This is a genomic window from Arthrobacter sp. Y3224055, from assembly GCF_059090825.1.
Genome location: NZ_JBNHGB010000005.1, coordinates 268,073 through 283,372, shown reverse-complemented (window position 1 = coordinate 283,372; position 15,300 = coordinate 268,073). Strand labels below are relative to the sequence as shown.

Annotated in this window: 10 protein-coding genes; 7 read left to right on the top strand and 3 right to left on the bottom strand. The window is 65.8% G+C overall.

What is annotated here, in order from left to right; genetic code table 11:
- Nucleotides 1-441 precede the first annotated feature (441 nt).
- The 7 genes from AC5RTY_RS13685 (at nt 442) to cysN (ending at nt 11,717) form a co-directional block, all read left to right on the top strand.
- Complete coding sequence (locus AC5RTY_RS13685; RefSeq protein WP_494139675.1) at nt 442-3,159, top strand: AAA family ATPase; 2,718 nt, start codon at nt 442-444, stop codon at nt 3,157-3,159.
- Nucleotides 3,156-5,783, top strand: coding sequence for a LuxR C-terminal-related transcriptional regulator (locus AC5RTY_RS13680; protein ID WP_494139674.1), 2,628 nt, complete (start codon nt 3,156-3,158; stop codon nt 5,781-5,783). Before AC5RTY_RS13685 ends, AC5RTY_RS13680 begins: the two co-directional genes overlap by 4 nt.
- A 292-nt stretch (nt 5,784-6,075) precedes the next feature.
- The gene (locus AC5RTY_RS13675; protein ID WP_494139673.1) at nt 6,076-6,933 is read left to right on the top strand and encodes a PglD-related sugar-binding protein; all 858 of its coding nucleotides are present in this window, start codon (nt 6,076-6,078) and stop codon (nt 6,931-6,933) included.
- 124 nt (nt 6,934-7,057) lie between these two features.
- Complete coding sequence (locus AC5RTY_RS13670) at nt 7,058-8,620, top strand: sugar transferase (protein WP_494073618.1); 1,563 nt, start codon at nt 7,058-7,060, stop codon at nt 8,618-8,620.
- 73 nt (nt 8,621-8,693) lie between these two features.
- Nucleotides 8,694-9,503: a 3'(2'),5'-bisphosphate nucleotidase CysQ gene (locus AC5RTY_RS13665; protein ID WP_494023690.1), complete on the top strand. Its 810-nt coding sequence runs from the start codon at nt 8,694-8,696 to the stop codon at nt 9,501-9,503.
- A 43-nt stretch (nt 9,504-9,546) separates the two neighbouring features.
- Nucleotides 9,547-10,467 (top strand): sulfate adenylyltransferase subunit CysD, encoded by a 921-nt coding sequence (gene cysD, locus AC5RTY_RS13660; protein WP_494014319.1) that lies wholly within the window; start codon nt 9,547-9,549, stop codon nt 10,465-10,467.
- The gene (gene cysN, locus AC5RTY_RS13655; protein WP_494001396.1) at nt 10,467-11,717 is read left to right on the top strand and encodes a sulfate adenylyltransferase subunit CysN; all 1,251 of its coding nucleotides are present in this window, start codon (nt 10,467-10,469) and stop codon (nt 11,715-11,717) included. Before cysD ends, cysN begins: the two co-directional genes overlap by 1 nt.
- Before the next feature lie 102 nt (nt 11,718-11,819).
- Here cysN and cysC read toward each other — a convergent pair whose 3' ends face one another.
- The 3 genes from cysC to AC5RTY_RS13640 all read right to left on the bottom strand — a co-directional run bounded on the left by cysC (nt 11,820) and on the right by AC5RTY_RS13640 (nt 15,269).
- Nucleotides 11,820-13,139, bottom strand: coding sequence for an adenylyl-sulfate kinase (gene cysC / locus AC5RTY_RS13650; protein ID WP_494014318.1), 1,320 nt, complete (start codon nt 13,137-13,139; stop codon nt 11,820-11,822).
- Complete coding sequence (locus tag AC5RTY_RS13645; RefSeq protein ID WP_494023691.1) at nt 13,136-14,098, bottom strand: sulfite exporter TauE/SafE family protein; 963 nt, start codon at nt 14,096-14,098, stop codon at nt 13,136-13,138. The genes cysC and AC5RTY_RS13645 overlap by 4 nt, the downstream gene beginning before the upstream one ends.
- A gap of 151 nt (nt 14,099-14,249) precedes the next feature.
- Nucleotides 14,250-15,269 (bottom strand): glycoside hydrolase family 26 protein, encoded by a 1,020-nt coding sequence (locus AC5RTY_RS13640; RefSeq protein WP_494023692.1) that lies wholly within the window; start codon nt 15,267-15,269, stop codon nt 14,250-14,252.
- Nucleotides 15,270-15,300 lie beyond the last annotated feature (31 nt).

The window sequence follows — 15,300 nt, the reverse complement described above, 5'->3', positions numbered from 1 at the left end:
CCGGGATGCGCCCCAAGGCACCCCGGATCACCGACCTCTGCGGTGATAAAGCGAGCCTATTGACAGGTGGCGGCCGATACACGAGTGGTGCTTACCGGGATCCCGAAGCTGCCCCGGCCTGGGCCGTTTCCGCTACCGGGCTTGCCGGAGAATGCGCGCGAGGATCCAGAATGCTTTCCCGGAGCAGAACAGGAGAACACTCGGCTTTGCGGTGATGGGTACGGGCATTACTTGGCCGGGGCGCACGATTGCTACCTGCATGTTGCGCACTTGGAGACACCCCCTCCATAGACGCGGCGCGGAATCGGCTTTAGACTGTGGACCTCACCGGTTGGGGACCGGGCCTTGCGGACCTTGGGGGAACGCAGCCCGTGGCCGGTGAGAACGCGTGGCCGATGCCAATGCACGGCCGCGTCTGAGCGACTTTGGGGGGAGACGCTGATGACTGCTGTTTTCAATGGGCCGTTTAATGGTCCGCTTGCCGACTCTATTTCACCCGGCCGCCGCCGTCTGGCAGAGGACATCTTCGCGGCACTGCAACAAGGCCAGCAGGGGGTGCTGGTGATTGGTGCCGCCGGCATGGGGAAATCCACCATCGCCCAGCAGGTGCTGAAGTGGTTCGGCCCGGAAACACACGTCGAATTTGTCCGGGGAAGCCAGGCCTCGTCCCGCACCAGCTACGCCCCATTGGGAATCCTGCTCGGGGGAGTGGGCGACGACGGACTGGAGCACCCGGCGCTCGTTCTTGAGGGAATCGCTGCTACGCTGCTGAACCGTGCCAAGGGCAAACGGATTGTCCTGTTCGTGGACAACGCCGAGAATCTCGACGCGTTCACCTCCGCTGCCTTGGCCCAATTGGCGCGCGCCGGAGTCGTTACACTTTTTGTGGCCAGCCAGGACGTTGCGGCCGGCGACCGCGCCTTTATGCAGCTGTGGATCGAGGGAGACCTCCGCCGGTTCGACGTTGCTCCGCTGGATCCGGCAGACAGTGAGGCGCTGCTGACCGAAATTCTCGGGGGCAACATATCTTCCGTCGCTGCACGGTCGCTGTGGCTGAACACCGGTGGAAATCCGCGCTACCTGCGGGTTCTGGCCCGAGACCAGGTGGCAGCACGGACTTTGGTTGAGCAGGGCGGGATGTGGGTGTTGGCGCAGCCGCTCGTCTTCACGGGAGACATTGCAGAGGTGATGCGGCCGCGGTTGCTGCAACTGCCTCCCGGGCATCGGCGCCTCGTCGAGCAACTGGCGCTGGCGGGCGGCGTCACGCTCTCGGCTCTTCAGCGGTTGGCCGACCCGCTGACTCTGGAACACTTGGAGGCCCGCGGTACCATCACGGTCGACCTAGGCGCCGACCCGCTGGTGCGGGTGGGCGGTCACTTCCTGGGCGGAGTCGTCAAGAGCATGCTCACGCCCGGCCGGACGCGTGCACTGTGGGATGAGGTCGCGCACGTGCTGCACCCCGCGGAAGTGCCGGAGCGCTACCTGCCGGATCTCGGCATCTGGGCGTTGGAGGGGGGCGCCGCGCTGGACCCGGAAGAGACCCTGCGGGCTGCTGCTGCCGCCAACGACCAGCTGGAGCCGGGACGCGCGCTGCAGTTGGTCCGGGCGCTGGGCCGGCAACACCGCTGCGCGGCCGGCCTCCGGGAAGAAGCCCGGGCACTGCTGTTGCTGGGAAAGCCGAGCCAGGCCGCAGACCTGCTGGCGGCCCACCTCCCGGAGGACGGCAAGGACCCCATGGCTGCCCTGGTCGCGCTGGCCGGCGAGCGTCTCGCCGTTTCGCGGGCCACGGGCGGAACCATCGACCCCTGCTTGGAGGAGCTGAGAAACCTGCGCGCAAGGCTCGCCGCAGAACTGCAAGCGGTGACGGAGACCAATGAAGGGCACGTTCTCGGTGATGCAGCCCGTGCGAAGGACATACTGGAAACCACGATCGATGAAACCCTGCTGATCGAAGCAGACCAGGCCGCTTTCGACGGCCGGTACGGGCAAGTCTCCAAGTTGGTCAAGCTGCTGCGCGACGACTGGGACAAACCGCCGCAGACCAGGCTCCGCGCCGGAGCCCTTCTCTGCGAAGCATGGGCGGTCATGGGCCGGCAAACGGAAGCGCATAACCTGGGAAACATGCTGCTCGCGGAGCTGGCGGATCGGCGCCTGCCCAAGGTGCTGCGTGGCTTCGTGGAAACCCGGATTTTCACGTCCCTCATCGTGGCAGGGCGGCTTGATTCATGCCTTGGCTATTGCGAAACCTTCGCGGCGCAGGCGGGGACATTCCTGTGCAGCGACGGGAGCGAGCTGGCCTTGGGACTCGTCCACGCACGCGCCGGTCGGGCGGAAAAGGCCCTTGCTGCCTTGCTACCGGCCATCAGCCAGCTGAGAGTGGCCGGCAACAGCGGCGGCGTTGGCCTTGCCAACGCGGCGGCCGCCTACTCCTACTCCCTGCTGTCGGATGAGAAGAATGCCCGCCGCCACCTGGCCGCAGCCGCTTCTTCACCGGGACGTCCCCGCCGGGTGACGGCCCGGGCCACGGAATACTTCAGTATCCTTGCGTCCCAGCGGCTGCGGCGGGATGACGACGGAGCAGCGGCGCTGGATCAGACGGGCGCCGAAGAACTGGCCGCCGGGAATTCCGGTGCGGCCATGATTTTTCATGCTGCCGCAGCGCGGGTGGGCGGCAGGTCCTATGCCCGCCAGCTGCAGGCATCGGCTGCCGCCTGCGAAGGCGAAGCCGCACGGCTCTGCCATGAGTACAGCCAGGGTCTGATGTCCCAAGACCCCGTGATTCTGCTTGAAGCAGCCGAAAGTGCAGCGGCGCTGGGCGACGTCCTGTTCAGCTACGACGCCGCCCGTGCCGCCCAGAGCGCTGCGGTCACAGGAGGCGACCGCGCAGCGGCCCGTAAGGCGCGCGCCTTGGAAAACGCGGGCTACCGCATGCTCCAGGACTCCAGCACCATCGTTGCCATGCTGGAGTCTCTGAGTCCCTTCGAACTGACCTTGGCGCAACTGGCCGCGCAAGGCAGCAGCAGTGCAGCGCTGGGCCGGAGGCTGCATCTGTCGCCACGGACCGTTGATTGGCACTTGGGCAAGATGTTCGCCCGGCTCCATGTCTCGGGCCGCGCCGATTTGCGCGAACTGCTGGGAGCGGCGGGGTCGGCGTCATGACTGATACAGGTCAAGGACGCAGGCTGGTGGGGCGGGACGCCGATGTCATGGCTGCCACCGAGAACATCCGCAATGGCAACGGGGCATGGATCGTCGCTGAATCCGGGCTGGGCAAAAGCGCCTTGGCGGCCGCCGTGCTGCAGGAACTGTCGGACGATGTGCGGCCGTTTCGAGTACATGCGAGCCGCACCTTCTCCTCGGTCCCGTACGGCGCCTTGGCCCCGCTACTCACGAATCTGACCGCACAGCAACTGGGCTCGCATTTTTCCACCATGCGCACGCTGACGGAGCGGCTGCAGGCAGACGCAACCGGCCTGCAGCCGGCCCTGCTCGTCGTCGACGATGCCCACGACCTGGACGCGGGAAGCGCGGAAATTCTTGGCCAACTGGTCGCCTCGATGCAGGTCAAGGCGCTGCTGCTCAGCCGACCCAGCCTGGCCGAACCGCCCACGATCCTGGGAGAGGCGGTCGAGGGGCTGCTGCACCGCCGGTCGCTGGACCCGTTGACCGACAGGCAGGTACACCAACTGTGCAACCAGGTACTCGGTGGGGAAACGGCGGCCAGTGCCAGTGCCGCGCTTGCCCGGGCAAGCGGCGGCAACCCGCTCTTCCTGCTAAGCCTGCTGGAGCAGGCCCGGCAGGCCGGGCGCTTGGTCCAGACCCGCGGCGTATGGCTCATGCGCGATGCGCTGCCGGAGGCGGACGCCCGCCTCTCCGAGCTGATCGAGCGGGAGCTCAGCGAACTAAGCGCCGACGAGCGCGAAGTATTGGATTTCGTGGCTTTGCTCGGGGGAGTCCCCCTGACGGTGATGTTCGAATGCGGGAACGTGCAGGCCATCGACCGGCTGATGGAAAACGGACTCATCGAGATTTCGCCGCCGCCCGAACCGCGTATCTGGTTGCGGAACCCGGTTCACGCACAGGCCCTGCCGACTCTGGTGCCGGTGTTCCGAAGGCTGAGATTGTACCGGAAATTGGAGGAAGTCCTGCCGGTCAGCGGATCGGGCGAGATGCTGTTCCGGCGTGCAAAATGGGCGCTCGATAGCGGCGTGCAACTGCCGGATGATGAGCTGGTGAAGGCCGCCGCGGCGGCCAACAACGCGGGAGAAACAAGGCTCGCCGTACGGTCAGCCGGCGCCGTTACGACAGGTGGGTTCCGTTGGGCGGCCCAGCTGCAGCGGGCCAGGGCAGTTTGCCCTTCCGATCCCACGTCCGGGCCCCTCATCGAGGGGTTGGTCGCGGCGGCCGGTAATGCGGAACAGGCCCGGGACGCAGCACTGCTGGCAGTACAACGGCCGTATCCCGCCGATATTTGGACGCACCGCAGCCTGGAGGACTGGGCCGCCGAAGCAAAGGGCTTGCCGACGTATTCCGAGTCAAAGCCCGGTATGGACCAGGCTTTGGACCGGAGCCTCCGGCTGCTTGAATTGCGCCATCTTGTTGCCGACGGCGGACACACGGCGGCGAGCGGGCCCCTGACGGTGCTCGTCGCGGAGGCATCATCTGCCCAGGACCTGGATTGCCTGGTGCTGGCGCGCGCGCTGTTGGCACAGGTGTATACGGTCACCGGGCGAGCGGATCACGCGGCAGCGGAAACGACCAAGGCCCTGCAGGCGCTGGAAGTGCACGAGCCGCAGGTAGCAAGCCGGACGTTTGTCGTTGCCCGCCATATCGCGGCGCTGCTGACGGCGGGGCGCTGGGGCGACGCCGCGGAAGCAGTGGATGGATTCCGGGCCGTAAGGCCGAACGAGCTGGTCCATTACGGCGGAGCAGTCGATGTGGCGGCCGGGATCATCCTCGGGCGCCGGGGCGATTATGCCGAGGCTCACCGTATGCTGGCCGGAGCAGCCGGGGAACTGGAGCACCACGACCCGTTGGGCCTGCGCCCAGTGGCGCTCGCTGTCGGTGCGTATGTGGCGATGTTGAACGGGCAGGATGAGCCGGCCGGGCAGTACCTGTCCGATTACGCAATGGCCGGGACCGGAAACGCTACTCCATCCGGCCTTTTCAGCGACGGTTTGGCTGCTGCCGCCCGGCTTCTCCAGTTTCCCGGCACCAAGGCGCTGTCCGAACTGCAATCCCTGGCAGACACCGCGGGGAATCGGGGGTGGAGCTCCCTCGAACTCGCCTTGAGGTTTCTGGCCATTCAGCTGGGGGACATGGGCAGGATCGGCCAGGTCGGTTCGTTGGCCGCTTCCATTGAGGGAAGGGAGGCGGCGTTTGCAGCCCAATACTGCGAGGCTGCCGATATAGGCGGAATCGAGCAATTAGTGCACACGGCCGAGGAAGTGCACTCATCAGGGCTGGTTTCCCTTGGGCTCCACACCTTGTCGGAGGCGCTCCGGATTGCCAAGGCGGAACGCAACAGGGCTGCGCAAAGACGCATTAGCGCACTGCTCGGGCAGTGGCAGGAGGCGGCACCCGTCGCCCGGGAGATCCCGTCCTCGATGTCGCTGACACGCCGGGAACGCGACATCGCGGCGTTGGTCATCGCGGGCAAGCGCAATGCGGAGATCGCGGACGCGCTCTCGTTGTCGGTCCGGACCGTCGAAGGCCACATCTACCGCATGTTCGAGAAGCTGGGCATCAACCGCCGGGAGCAGCTGGGGCACGAACACCTGTAGGAGCGGCCCGTGGAGACGACCACTGCCAGAGGCGAGTATGCCGCCGGTAGTGGTCGTTCCATGTCCGGGTATCAGGCGTCCCGGAACCGGCAAAGCCCTCCTCTTCGCACCCCGCTGGTGCCCCCTGCGCCGAAAAATTGGAAGTAGAAACCTGAGTAGCGCGCCGGACAGTCCAGTAGCCGGTACGCGCACGCACTCCGGCGCGCCCCCGTAGGCTTCTGAGGGTACGGAAAACACCGGTCCTGCAAGGACGCAGGGAGTCTACGGATCGCTGGGGGCAAGTAACCCGTACATGTATAAAGGACGGCTGCGGCATCCGCTGCCGGACAATAGCGGGAAGTGCATTTCTGGGGGGAGATGTGCAATGGGGGATTTTGTAACTCGTGTGCTGCTGCTGGGGGCAGGGGGACTGGCCAGGGAAGTTTTGGCAGCGATGCGCACTGCAGGTGGGTGGGACGTAGTCGGCGTGCTCGATGAGGACCCGGATGTCCATGGACGTTACGTAGATGGTGTGCAAGTCCTTGGGCCCGTCGAGGCGGTTTACCGGTACCCGGATTGCAGGCTCTTGGTGTGCCACGAATCCCCGGCCATCCGCCGGCAGTTGGTGGACCGGTTGGCAGAGTACGGAGCCGGGCCGGAACGCTACGCGACATTCGTCGGCCTCCGCGCACCGCTTTCGGCAAGTGTCCGGGTCGGTGCCGGCAGCCTTGTCCTGGCGGAAAGTGTCCTGGCCGCGGGAGTAACCCTGGGGGAACACGTCGTCATCATGCCGCGGGTGTCACTGTCGCACGATGTGGCAGTATCCGCATTTGCCACCGTGGGCGCAGGGGCGGCCCTTGCCGACCACGTGCAGGTGGGGCGTGGAGCTTGGCTACAGATGTGTTGCAGCGTCGCCTCCGGTGTTGGCATCGGCCGGGACGCGACGGTGGGCATGGGCTCGGCCGTCCTGGGACACGTGCCGCCGGAAGAATGCTGGGCAGGCGTGCCGGCACGGCCCGTAGCCGGCTCTGCAGACCAACAGGCACCCAATCAACTTTCTGTTGGCGGGGGATCGCAGGAGTTAACGTCCAGCCGGAGCGCGCCGGGAAGCGTCGGCCGCTCGGCTTTCGAGCGACTGGCTGCCGCGGCAGCCCTGCTTAAGACGCCATGAAGGCGGCGAAGACCTCGCATGTCTCCGAGGCCGCCGGCGCAGCGAATGCCAGCCGCCGGGTCTTTTCGCACAGGTCGACGATCACTACGCCGGACTTTCCGGTTCTTGAAGGGAAGCGCTAGCCATGCATGATGCCCAGGTGTCCACGGACAGCTACCTGCAACGCACGGTCGCCCCGCTGGTGGGTGTCGCCGCGGAAACGTTCGGGTTCGAGACGCCGGCTGCGCCGAAACTTTCCATACCGACGCTCCTGAAACCCGCTGTTCCACGTCCGGGAGCGCGCGGCCGCACGTCCAAGCCGTGGGCCCGCCGCTACCAGGCCAAATTGCTCGCTACGGACACTGCCATCCTCGTGCTCTCGGTAGCTGTGGCACTGCTGCTCGTTGGTGATCGGGTAACCGGGGCCGGTGCGGCCCTTGCGCTGGTCACCGGCGCTGTCATGGCCTGCGCCCTCGCGGTCGGGAGGACCCGGGACCTGCGGGTGATCGGTGTCGGGGCCGCCGAGTACAAGAAGGTGATCAGGGCAAGCTCCGGTGCCTACGGGATGCTCGCCGTCGTCCTCTTGGCCCTGCAGGCGGAGGAGTTGGCACCTCCATTCGTGGCGGGAGTGCCGGTCGGCATCGTCGCGCTGCTGGCGGGACGCTGGGGCTGGCGGCGGTGGCTGACGAAGCAGCGGGAGAACGGACACTACCTCTCGAAGGTCGTCGTCCTCGGTGCCTATGAAGACGTCGTTTACGTGATAGACCAGATCGCCAAGAAATCCGGCGCCGTGTACCAAGTGGTGGGGGCAGCGCTGGATGGCGTCCCGGCCGACAGCGACGCCCTCGCCGCACGGCAGGTCCCCGTGGTGGCCGGGCTGGACGACGTTGAGCGGGCCGTGGACATCCTTGGCGCAGACGCCGTCATCGTTGCGGGACAGGTGGGGCAGCGCAGCGGTTACCTCCGGGAACTCGGCTGGCGGCTGGAGGAGAGCGCCACCGAGCTGGTGGTCGCGCTATCGCTGACCAACGTTGCAGGTCCCAGGATCCAGATGCGTCCGGTGGAGGGCTTGCCGCTGATGCATGTCGAAAGGCCGCAGTTCTCCGGTTACCGGTACTTGCTCAAGCGGTTCGTCGACGTCGTCGTCTCCGCTGCCGCCCTGCTTGCCCTGCTGCCGGCCTTCGCCGTCTTCGCCGGCCTGATCCGCTGGGACTCGCCCGGCAAGGTCATTTTCAAGCAACGCCGGGTGTGCCGCAACGGACAGACGTTTGAGATGTTCAAGTTCCGGTCCATGACCGCCAACGCTGAGGCCGAACTTGAGGCCCTCAAGGCTATGAACGAAGGCAGCGGTCCGCTGTTCAAGCTGCGGGCCGACCCTCGTGTCACCAGGGTGGGCGCCTGGATGCGCAAGTACTCGCTGGACGAACTCCCGCAGTTCTTCAATGTCCTGCGGGGTGAAATGTCCCTGGTCGGGCCCCGGCCGCCGCTGCCCTCGGAAGTGGCCGGCTACGAGGGGCACGTGGGCCGCCGATTGTACATCAAGCCGGGGCTGACCGGACTGTGGCAAATCAATGGGCGGTCCGACCTGAGTTGGGACGAAAGCGTGAGGCTCGACCTCTACTACGTGGAGAACTGGTCGCTGACCGGGGACCTCATGATCATGTGGCGCACGTTGAAGGTGATGGTGAATCCAACCGGCGCCTATTGAGGGTCAGCCGTTCACGCGACGGGCGCCCGGTACAGGCAGCAACAAGGGGATTGAGCAGGGAAAGGGGAAGTTGATGGGGGCGGATATACAGGCGGTCAACCGCCTGGACTTGGGACGGTACGTCCCGGACACCGCGCTGGCGCCGGAGCTCGCCGGCAGGGCCGGGGCCATGCTGCGGCAGTTGCAGTGGGACGCCGCGGTCGCGGGATGGACAGCCGACCGGCTGAAAACAGAAGGTGATGCGCGCTCGCATGAACTGCTGGCCGCAGCGCTGCGGTGGTCTCGGCCGCAGGACCTGGTGTTGTCGGAAGAGGGCGAGGATGATCCGGCGCGCCCAGGGGCCGAACGGGTCTGGATTATCGACCCGCTGGACGGCACCCGTGAATTCTCCGAAGGGCGCCGGGATTGGGCGGTCCACGTGGCGCTGTGGTGCAGGGGCAGCCTGCGGGCTGGGGCCGTCGCGCTGCCGGGACTTTCCACGACCCTGGATACAGCCGACCCCGCGGTCCGGTTGCAACCGTCCCGCTTCCCGCCGGGCCGCCGGTTGCGGATCGCGGTATCGCGGACCAGGCCTCCCGCCGTCATTGGCGCGCTGGCCGAGGAAACGGGCGCGGCAGTCCTGCCGATGGGCTCTGCCGGCTACAAGATCGCCGCTGTGATCCGCGGCGAGGTGGATGCCTACCTGCACAGCGGCGGCCAGTACGAATGGGATTCAGCGGCTCCGGTCGCCGTGGCCCGCAGCCGTGGCCTGCATGCCAGCAGGCTGGACGGTTCGCCACTGGTCTACAACCAACCGAGTGCGTACTTGCCCGATTTGCTGGTCTGCCGGCAGGAACTGGCAGGCGACCTGTTGCAGCGGCTCAGCCGGTTGCCGCGGGAATAGGCCGTTACGTGCTGGCTGGCACAAACAAAGGGGGAAGAAAGAAATGAATGAAACAACCAGTGGACCGCGCTATCACGTGAGCCACCTTAAACTTCTCGAGTCGGAGGCGATTTACATCATCCGCGAAGTCGCCGCCGAACTGGAGAAACCGGCGCTCATGTTCTCCGGCGGCAAGGACTCGATCGTCATGCTGCATCTCGCGGCGAGGGCCTTCGCACCTGCGCCGATACCGTTTCCGGTGGTACACGTCGATACCGGCCACAATTTCGACGAGGTCTTGCAGTTCCGCGACTCCTTGGTCAAAGAACTCGGGGTGAACCTGGTGGTCGGCTCGGTGCAGGATGCCATCGACCGCGGGCTGGTGCAGGAGGAACCCAACGGGTCCCGCAACCGCATCCAGACCGCGGTGCTGCTGGAGACTGCCGAAAAATACGGCTTCAACGCCCTCATGGGCGGGGCGCGCCGTGACGAGGAAAAGGCCCGGGCCAAGGAACGGGTTTTTTCATTCCGTGACGAGTTCGGCCAGTGGGATCCCAAGAACCAGCGTCCGGAATTGTGGGGCCTGTACAACCCCCGAATCCACCTGGGCGAGAGCATCCGCGTGTTCCCGATTTCGAATTGGACCGAACTCGATATTTGGAGCTACATCGCGCACGAGCAGATCGCAGTTCCGTCGATCTACTACGCCCACGAGCGGGAAGTCTTCGAACGCAACGGCATGCTCTTCGGGGTGCATCGCTTCTGTCAGCCGCGAGGCAACGAGCGCACCTTCAGGGAAACGGTGCGGTACCGCACCGTCGGCGACGCCACCCTCACCGCCGCCGTCCGTTCCACGGCGACGACGGCCGGGGACGTCATCGCAGAGGTGGCGGCGACCCGCGTCACGGAGCGCGGCGCCACCCGTGGGGACGACCAAGTAAGCGAAGCGGCCATGGAAGACCGCAAGAAAGAGGGGTATTTCTGATGGATCTGTTGCGTTTCGCCACTGCGGGTTCGGTCGACGACGGCAAGAGCACACTGATCGGACGCCTGCTCTACGACTCAAAATCGATCTTCAGTGACCAAATGGAAGCCATCGAACGCACCAGCCGGGAACGGGGCGACGAGTACACAGACCTGGCGCTGCTGACCGATGGGCTGCGCGCCGAACGGGAACAAGGGATAACCATCGACGTCGCGTACCGGTATTTCGCGACGCCGAAGCGCAAGTTCATCATCGCCGACACCCCGGGCCATCTGCAGTACACCCGCAACATGGTCACCGGTGCCTCCACGGCGGACGTCGCGATCGTCCTCGTGGACGCCCGGAAGGGCTTGGTGGAACAAAGCCGGCGCCACGCCTTCCTCGTGTCGCTGCTGCAGGTGCCGCACCTGGTGCTTGCCGTCAACAAGATGGACCTGGTCGACTGGTCGCAGGACGTGTTTGATCAGATCCGCGAGGAGTTCAGCGGATTTGCCAGCAAACTGGAAATCACCGACCTTTCGATCATCCCGGTGTCCGCGCTGCAGGGCGACAACGTGGTCTCGCGGTCCCAGAACATGCCGTGGTACGAGGGGCCGTCGCTGCTGCACCATCTTGAGAACGTGCACATTGCGAGCGACCGCAACCTCGTGGACGTGCGCTTTCCCGTGCAGTACGTGATCCGGCCGCACCAGAACCGCAACCACGACTATCGCGGCTATGCCGGCCAAGTCTCCGGTGGCGTCATGAAGGTCGGCGACGAGGTGATCGTCCTGCCCAGCGGCCTGCCTTCGCGGATCTCCGCCATCGATACCCCGGACGGACCGGTAGACGAGGCCTTCGCTCCGATGTCGGTCACCGTGCGGCTCGAAGACGACTTGGACATCTCCCGCGGTGACATGATCTGCAGGCCGAACAACAAGCCGATGGTGGCCCAGGACATCGACGCGATGGTGTGCTGGATGAGCGACAAGCCGCTGCAGCGGGGGCAGAAGCTTGCGGTCAAACACACCACGCGCAGCGCGCGGGCCTTGGTTAAGGACCTGCAGTACGGGCTGGACATCAACAGCCTGCATCGCCGGCCCGACCCGGACTCGCTCAGCCTTAACGAGATCGGCCGGATCAGGATGCGCACCACGTCGCCGTTGCTCGCCGACGAGTACAGGAGGAACAGGCAGACCGGCGGTTTCATCTTGATAGACGAGGCTACAAATGCGACGGTGGGGGCCGGAATGATCGTCGCCACGGCCTGATACTGCCTCTGCATAACAGCCCTGCCCGTGGGTCCAGGCCACGGGCAGGGCTGTTATGCAGGGTGGTTGGAACGTGAGGGACAGCCGGTTCCGCTGGCTCGCCTAGCGGTTGGCCGCGGCAGTAAGCGGCTTCTGCGCCGCTCTCACCAGGCTGAGGAGCTCCGCGACAGCCTCCTCGATGCCCACCCGGGAAGTGTCGACCACGTAATCGGCGTCCTGCGGCGTTTCGTAGGGTGAACCGATGCCGGTGAAGTCTGGAATGAGGCCCGCCCTAGCCTTCGCGTACAAGCCCTTCCGATCGCGGGCCTCGCAGACCTCCAAGGGGGTCGAGACGTGCACCAGAAGGTAACCGCCCGTCTCCCGGGCCATCGCCGCAACCTCCCGGCGTGTGGCTTCGAAGGGTGCAATCGGTGCGCAGACCGCTATGCCCCCGGCCCGTGAAATCTGTGCCGCCACCCAACCGATTCGACGGACGTTCAGCTCACGATCGGCCGGCGAGAAGCCCAGCCCCGCCGACAGCATGCGGCGCATTTCGTCGCCGTCCAGCAGGATGGCCTCGCGGTCATCCAAACCCTGCAAGCGTTCCGTGAACCGGCGGGCCAAGGTCGACTTGCCGGAGCCAGAAAGCCCCGTAAACAGCACGACCAGGCCCTCCGGCCGCGCTCCGGCGGCCGGGGCGGCGGGTGGCGAAGGGGAGGCGCCGGACGCATCAGCCGCCGTGAAATCCATGACAGCCGCGGCGCCAAGCCGCTCCAGCGCATGGCTTCGCAGCAGGGAATGGTCCTGGGCATCCGGTATGACCAGCAGACGCACCAAGGCGCCGGAAACCCGATGGGCGCAGCGGTCCAGGGCGTCCAGCAGCCTCCCAAGGTCCCGGGTGGCGGAGGCGGAACTGCTCACGACGGCGGTCAGCAACAGGCGCCAACCGGCCCCGGAGGCGGCGGCCACCGCCTCGGCGATCTGTGCCGGCTCCGGCGGTACGGCGAAGGCTGCAACAAGGCACGGGCCGTCCGCCTCCGACAGGGGAGCGGTCAGGCGAAGTCTCCGCGCCGGCGGGTGTTCTGCCCGTTGTAACGGCTCCAGGGTGCCGCTCACATAAACGGTACCGTTGCCGCCCGTGCCTGCCGCCGCCTCCCGGTTGTCTGGCTCTCCGCGGTTGCCGCGTTCAGCAACCGCGAGCCGGGCAAGCGGCGTGCCTTCCGGATCAGACAGGAGGAGGGCACCTTGGGCGGCGCCTCGCCGGGCGACATCGGGCGGCACGGGCAGCGTGAACTCGTGCGGCCAGCCGTCCGGTTTGTCGCCCGGGCGGCAGTAGCCGTCCGCTGGCGCGTACAAGCCGCCCGTGAGCAGCTCCAGCTCGTCAAGCCTGGCGCCGCACAGCGCGAACACCGGCTCGTGCAAGGAAGCGGACCAGTCACTCATTGCGCCACCTCCGACGCCGGTTGGCCAGCCGCTGCGCGGACCCGTTCGTGCTTCTCGGTCCAGGCCAGGGCGGGGAAGCCCCGGCGCCGGCGGATGTACATCCAGACCAGCGGTGCCACCAGCAACACCACGACCAGGATTATCCCCGTCGTGGTGTTGTCGACACCCAGCATTTTCAGCGAGGAGGCCAGGAGGACGAAGGCCAGCGCCCGCCTGACGAAACCACCGCTGAGCCGGGACGACATCTGGGCTCCGACCCACACGCCCGGAATACTGCCCAGAATCAGTGGCAGGGCAATTCCCAGGTCCAGCGACCCGAACAGCATATGACCGATGGCAGCGGCCACGACAAGCGGCACGGCTTGCACCAAATCCGTGCCCACCAGCTGGGAAGCCTTGAGTCCCGGATAGATCATCATGAGACCGATGATGATGATCGAACCTGACCCGACGGATGTCAGGCCGACGATCATGCCGCCGACGACGCCGAGCAGCACCGTCGGCAGGATCCGGGCGGCTACTTCCGGTCTATCCAGCGGCAGCTTCGCGCCCAGCCCGTCGCGTGACTTCGCTCGTTCGACCAACCGGATGTAGGCACGGACGACCAAGAGCAGGGCGGTGAGCATCAGGGCGCAGCCCAAGGCGAGTTTGATTCCGTCTTGGACCCGGGCGTCGTCGCCGAGCGCCTTGAGTATCAGGACCCCGCAGAAAGCCGATGGCACGGCCCCGATAGCCAACCACTTAACCAGCTGCAGGTTCACGGTCTTCCGGCGCAGGTGAACCGCCGATCCGACCGGTTTCATGACTGCGCTGGCCAGGAGGTCACTGGAGACGGCCGTCAGCGGCGGGACGTTGAAGAAGAGCACCAGCATCGGTGTCATCAAAGCGCCGCCGCCCATGCCGGTCAGCCCGACGACGATGCCGATGCCGAACGCGGCCAAGCCGATAGTCATGTCCATGAAACGATATTCTGGCAGCCCTGCCGCCGGGGAAATAGAGTATTTTTCCGTGCTGCTACTGGAATAAGTGACCCAGCCCCGCGCGCAGGAGAATTCTTTCTGGAATGCGGGTGCTTCCCATTGTTTTCGCCGGCGCGGCGCACCCGCTGGCTCATTGTTCGTGCGCCAGTCGGCATGCAGAAGGGGAATTCAGTGCGCCGTCTTCGATGAATTCGCGGAAAGCGGCCAAGTCCTCCGGACGCGAATCGATGGAGGTGTCACCCACCGCCAGATGGTCTTCCTGGTCAGGGCCGGAATGGTTCCAATACACCAACGCGCGCAACTGTGGCAGTGCAGCGAGGTCGTCGGCGGCGGTTTGGAAGAAGTCCGCCTTGGCGCCGGCTGGTGGAAGTTCCGCCGCAACACCCCATTCGGCAAGCATCTGGGGCTTGTCCGGGTAGTTTGCCACAGCCCAATCATAGAAACCGGGCCAAGCCCCGCCACTCGTGCGGTTGACGAGCCCCGCCAAGTCCGTGGTGCCGGATTCGGGGTAGGCATAGGGATCCTGCGCAATCCAATCAACGACGTCGTCACCTGGGTACAGGTCGCCGAACCAGTCTTTCATGGCCCACTTTTCGGCACCGGTGTAGTTCATCACCGTCACCACGTTGTTCACACCGTTGGACCGCAGTGTCGACACGACGTGGCGAAAAAACAGGCGGAAATCATCGGCAGTCTGACCGGAATCCGGTTCCGTGTTGACCTCGTCTTCCATCTCCGCGTTCAGCGACAGGAAAAACGGCTGCTTGGCATGCGCGGCCAGATGGCGGGCCAACCGGTTAAGATACTGATCGGCGGCGCCGTCGGCAACCTGACGCCAGGTCAGCCCGTCCGGTTTCCAGTTGTAGAAAAGAATCCTGTTTTGACCCGATTCGTTGCTGCGTGTGCGTTCGATCTCATCGGGGAACAATTTCTCCTGGCCTCGCTTGTAATAGCGCACCACGTCCACGTTCCGTCCGGCCGCCGCCTCAAAATCGGTCAGGGCGGCATCCCAGTCCTGGCCCGGCAGCGGGTTGGCGGCCACGCCCAGCAGGACGTTGCAGGCCGGCTGCGCCCGCCCATCGGCCTGCGGGAAAGGCAGCGAGCACGAGGGGAGGGACACCGCGGCGGCAACTGATGCAACAAGCAGCACACGACGCCTCATCCGCATCCTCCTCCGGCGT